3 protein-coding genes are annotated in these 4,905 nt (G+C 50.9%); 2 read left to right on the forward strand and 1 reads right to left on the reverse strand.

Annotated elements, in window-relative coordinates; all coding sequences use genetic code 11:
- The first annotated feature begins 90 nt into the window (after window positions 1-90).
- Entirely contained in the window at window positions 91-1,539 is a 1,449-nt protein-coding gene (locus tag ACQY6Q_RS03230; RefSeq protein WP_427977803.1) for a DUF2867 domain-containing protein, read from the forward strand.
- Window positions 1,540-1,561: 22 nt separating this feature from the next.
- Here the strand turns inward: ACQY6Q_RS03230 and ACQY6Q_RS03235 are convergent, their stop codons facing one another.
- A complete protein-coding gene (locus ACQY6Q_RS03235; RefSeq protein ID WP_427977805.1) occupies window positions 1,562-2,614 on the reverse strand; it encodes an aldo/keto reductase in 1,053 nt (350 codons plus the stop codon).
- 141 nt (window positions 2,615-2,755) lie between these two features.
- Between ACQY6Q_RS03235 and ACQY6Q_RS03240 the strand changes: the two genes are divergently transcribed.
- Window positions 2,756-4,905 (forward strand): helicase-related protein (locus tag ACQY6Q_RS03240; protein ID WP_427977808.1); only part of this gene is annotated, 2,150 nt, incomplete at its 3' end.

Below are 4,905 nucleotides of genomic sequence, written 5' to 3' on the forward strand. Positions count from 1 at the left end.
TAGTCTTATTTTAACTGGCAGGTCGCTGCTTTAATCATGGCCGTCTACGCTTTAGGCAAGTGAATATGGGCTTTTAACGGGATAATAACGATGCGAATATTGGTAATAGGCGCTTTAGGAACCATTGGCAGCAAGCTAGTTCCGGCTTTGTTGCAAGAGGGGCATGATGTATCGATTACTTCGCGAGATCCAAAAAAGCCCTGTCCTTGGCCAGAGCAAAGCTGTCAGCGTTATACCCTCGATTTGTTAGTTCCCGACACCTTGCCTGCCGCGTTACAGGAGATCGAATTAGTCTATTACCTGATGCATGGCATGAGTGATGGTCAGTCGCACACTGAGGCCGAGATCACTGCCGCCACTAACTTGGCCCACGCCGCCGAACAGGCAGGGGTAAAACGCATCATTTATATGGGTAGTTTAGTTTCACCTAAGCCTAAATCTGCCCATATGTTAGCGCGTATTGCCACCGGTGAAGCCTTGACCCGTGGCGCCGTTCCGGTGACCGAGCTGCGCGCCGGGATCATTATTGCGCCGGGCTCGGCAGCCTTTGAGGTGATGCGAGATTTAGTTGGACACATGCCCTTAGCCTTGGTGCCAAAGGCGATTGATACAAAGGCTCCTCCCATTGCCTTAGACAATATTATTTATTACTTAGTGAAGTTGGCAGAAATGCCGCACACGGCTGGGCAAATATTTGAAGCGGCCGGTCCAGAATGGCTAAGTTATCGCCAGTTGATGTTGTGCATTGCCAGGCAACTTAAGCGCTCGATTAACATCATTGTATTACCGGGTTTGCCGGTGCGTTTGGCTTGCATGGTATTAGGGGTGATTACGTCAGTACCGCAAGCCTTGGCTAAGGCCTTGATTGATGGCTTAGCGGAGCCCTTGCAAGCGCAGCCAGATAAGTTACGCCAGTTGTTGCCTCAGCCCTTGCTGAGTGTTGAGCAGGCGATTGCCGAGGTATTAAAACAAGAACAGGTTGAAACTTACCCTAAGCGCTGGCGTGATGGGGTTCCACGGTTTCGCAATTTTTCTTCCTTACATGGTTTTTATGCCAAGTGTGCTAAGAAATCGCTACGGGTGAATGCCTCAGCAGAAGCCATTTGGCAGGTGGTTAATATGCTGGGTGGGCGACGGCGTTATTTTTACTTCGATAGCCTTTGGGCCTTGCGAGAATGGATGGACTTTTTGCTGGGGGGGCCGGGCCGAGAGCACGGGCGTAGTGATTTTCGTCAGTTAAAGGTGGGCGATAGGGTCGACTCTTGGGAAATCCTTAGTGTGGAAGAAGCAGCCTTGTTGGTAATGCGTTTTGGCATGAAGGCACCGGGCGGTGGCGGCATGCAAATTAGCATCGACCCAGATGGTCAGCAGCAGCGTTTAGAAGTGGCTTTGTATTGGCATCCGGCGGGCTTTTGGGGGTTGGTTTATTGGTATTTCTTTGCGCCTTGGCATCGCTGGCTATTGTGGGGGATGACCAAAAATATGGCCAAGTTAGCAGAACAAAAACAACAGGCTTTGCAAGCCAAGTCACCCAGCTAATTTAGCTGGGTGACTTGAGGACTTAGTAAGGCGCAGGGTAGCGGTTAAATACTTCGGCAATGTCTTGCATGGCGCGTTCGCTAAGCGGTTTGGCAAAAGCGGCGATGTCTTCTTTGAGTTGGCTCATCGAGGTTGCGCCAATAATAGTAGAAGTAACACCATCAACCTGATCACACCAAGCTAAGGCTAGCTGTGCGGGGGTATAACCATAACCGGCGGCAATCTCGCTATAGGCGGCAACCGCCTCGTGAGCTTGCGGGGTATCACGGAAAATGCCATTGCGCTGCATAAAGGTCCAGCGGCTGCCTTCGGGGATTGCGCCGTTGGCATATTTACCACTGAGCAAGCCTCCTGCTAGTGGTGACCAAGGTAGGTAGGCCACATTTTCTTGCACACAGTTCTCAATCAAATAAGGCCAATCTTTGGCGTGCAGCAGGCTAAACTCATTTTGAATAGACACCATGCGTGGCAGATTGTGTTGCTCACTAAGTTTCAAATAGGTGTTGATCCCCCAAGGCGTATCATCTGATAAGCCACAATGGCGAATTTTTCCGGCCTCTACACACTGTTGTAAACCTTGTAAAATATCTAGCATTTGCGCTTGATGGTCGGCCGCGTCCAAGCTGGTTGGCTGTATCTGATTGGGCCAATGCTTACCAAAGTGTGGGGTGGTTCGGTTCGGCCAGTGTAACTGGTAAAGATCGATGTAATCGGTTTGCAAGCGTTGCAATGAAGCATCTACCGCAGCCACGATAGCTGCCGCGTTTATCGGGCCGCCATCACGCACCCAAGGTAGGCCCGGGCCGGCAATTTTAGTGGCAAGAATAATGTCTTTACGGCGCTGCGGATTGGCGGCTAACCAATTGCCAATAATGGTTTCTGTTTTGCCATAGGTATCAGCAGACGGGGGCACCGCATACATTTCGGCGGTATCGATAAAATTAATGCCTTGAGTCAGAGCAAAGTCAATTTGTTGGTTCGCATCACTTTGATTGTTTTGTAAGCCCCAGGTCATGCTGCCTAAACAAACTCGAGAAACCTTTAAATTGCTACTACCTAGTATTGAAAAATCCATATTAATTCCATTAGCCAAACAAAAGTGGACAATCTCCTAGCTTATTCTACAGCCGTTGATTAGCCAAGTCTTAAGCTGGAGACTCGGGCTGGCTCGCGGTAAGATCGCCCAGTTAAGCCAACCGAGGAACATTAGCTAACTATGAGTTCTGCCTCATCATTGCCCATCGAAGCGCTAAAAACCGATTTTTTAGCGCAATTGAATCAACATCATCTAGTGGTAGAAGCCGCTACTGGCTCGGGTAAGTCGACCCATTTACCCGTATGGGCCGCTAGCCTAGGCAAGGTGTTGGTGGTTCAGCCCAGGCGAATTGCTTGTGAAGCCTTGGCCAGTTATGTGTCGCAGCAGTTGGCCGCAGCGGGAGAAGCCTACCGAGTGGGTTACGCTATTCGTTTTCACTCCACTGTTGAGCAACACACCGACATCGCTTTTGTGACTCCGGGGATTGCTTTGCGTTGGTTGGCCGAGGGTAAGTTAGCGGACTATGCGGTGATGATCATCGATGAGTTTCACGAACGCCGTTGGGATTCAGATTTGTTATTGGCCTTGGTCAAACCACTCGCTCTGCGAATAGTTGTCACCTCGGCGACGTTGCAGGGGGATAAGTTGGCGGCTTACTTGCCAGCCAAAGTGTTGCAGGCTCAGGGAAGGGAGTTTCCAGTTGACGTGAGTTACCTTGCCCGTGAAGCCCATCACTTGCCCGACAATCAAAATATGGTTGAAGCGGTTAAGGCCGCGCTGCATATCGCTATGGCTAAAGACCAAGGGGATATCTTAGTTTTTCTACCGGGGCGGGGAGAAATTCAACGTTGTTTGGACAGTTTAAGCAAGCTTGATGCGCAGGTGTTGGCGCTGCATGCTTCTATCAGTGCCGAGCAGCGACAAACGATCTTGGACTCATCCAATGAGCCGCGGCCTAGACGGGTGATTTTAGCCACTAATGTGGCCGAAACCAGCTTAACCATTCCGCGAATCTCAGCGGTGATTGACAGTGGCTTGGAGCGGCGAACCCAACAGCGTGCTGGTAGAACGGTGCTGAGTTTAGCGCGCATTTCACGCGCTAGCGCCGAGCAGCGCCGTGGCCGCGCTGGGCGAGTGCAAGCTGGCCATTGTTATCGCTTATGGGGGGAATTTGCACCCTTAGAAAACACCACACCGCCGCAAATGCAGCGCGAAGAGTTATTGGAACCGATGTTGTTTGCTGCCAGTTGTGGCAAAGCCTTAGCGAGTTTGACGTTTTTAGAAGCATTGCCCGATAAGTCGCTGCAACTGGCTAAAGCCCGCTTGCAAACGATGCAGGCCTTAGTCGGGGAAGATAGCTTGAGCGAACATGGTAAGCGTTTGCTCAAGTTGCCAATAGATAGTTATTTTTCCCACTTAGTCGAGTTGGTTAGCTCGGCCAATGAGAAAGCGGCGATGCTTGACCTTGCGGCGGCATTAAGTATTAACCAACGGCTGTTGTCAAAACCCAGTGGTGAGCATGCCTTAAAGCAGTTGAGCCAATGGCAGCCCTTACATTGTGACATGACGATGTTGTTGGATTTGCTCCGTGGTCGGGCTTGGCCAGAAGAGCTAGATGTCAATCAGCAAGCCTTAACTCAGGCTCAAGAGCTGGCCGAGCAGTTACGAGCAGTGATGGCGCTGGATGATTTAGCCGAAGCGCAGCCTTACGACCGGGACAAACTGTTAGGCTGTTTAATCGAGAAGGCTCCCGAGCTGGTGTATGTGCGTCGGGAAAAACGCCCACAGGCCATGGCTAATGGCCACACCGAAATAGAACTGGGGCGAGATAGTTTGCTGGCAGATGAACAAGCCGCAGCACTGGTATTCGATATCTACAGTTTGCCAGGCAGAGGCCATAAACAGTTGAAAAATATTGGCCTGTGCATGGCGCCGTTAAGTTTCAACTTACTTCAGGCTAAGCAAGTGGGTGAATTAGTGGCGACTGGCGAACTCGACAGTGAAGGTCGCCAGTGCATGCAACGGGTTTATGCCGGAAGAGTAATCGCCACCGAGCAACATCGGGCGAGTCCCGAGCAATGTCGGCAGGCTTTAGTGCAGCAGTTATTAACCAAGCAACTGCCAGATTTCCAAGAATTGAACGTAGCTGAGGATATTGCAGCATGGAATTTGTGGGTGAGTTTGGGCGAAAAGCACGGTGGTGGCGAAGGCCAACCCGTAGAAGTTGAGGTCTGGCTGCTTGAGTGCTTGCAAGAGCTTGGGGTGGAGCAAGTCGACGATATGCTGTTGCTAGAGCCACAAGATTTACAATTTTCCGGGATCCCCAGTTG

The organism is Agarivorans sp. (assembly GCF_050295395.1).
Lineage (GTDB): Bacteria > Pseudomonadota > Gammaproteobacteria > Enterobacterales > Celerinatantimonadaceae > Agarivorans.

Coding starts and splice junctions, on each gene's coding strand:
- ACQY6Q_RS03230 (WP_427977803.1), top strand. CDS start 91: ATGCGAATATTGGTAATAGGCGCTTTAGGAACCATTGGCAGCAAGCTA.
- ACQY6Q_RS03235 (WP_427977805.1), bottom strand. CDS start 2,614: ATGGATTTTTCAATACTAGGTAGTAGCAATTTAAAGGTTTCTCGAGTT.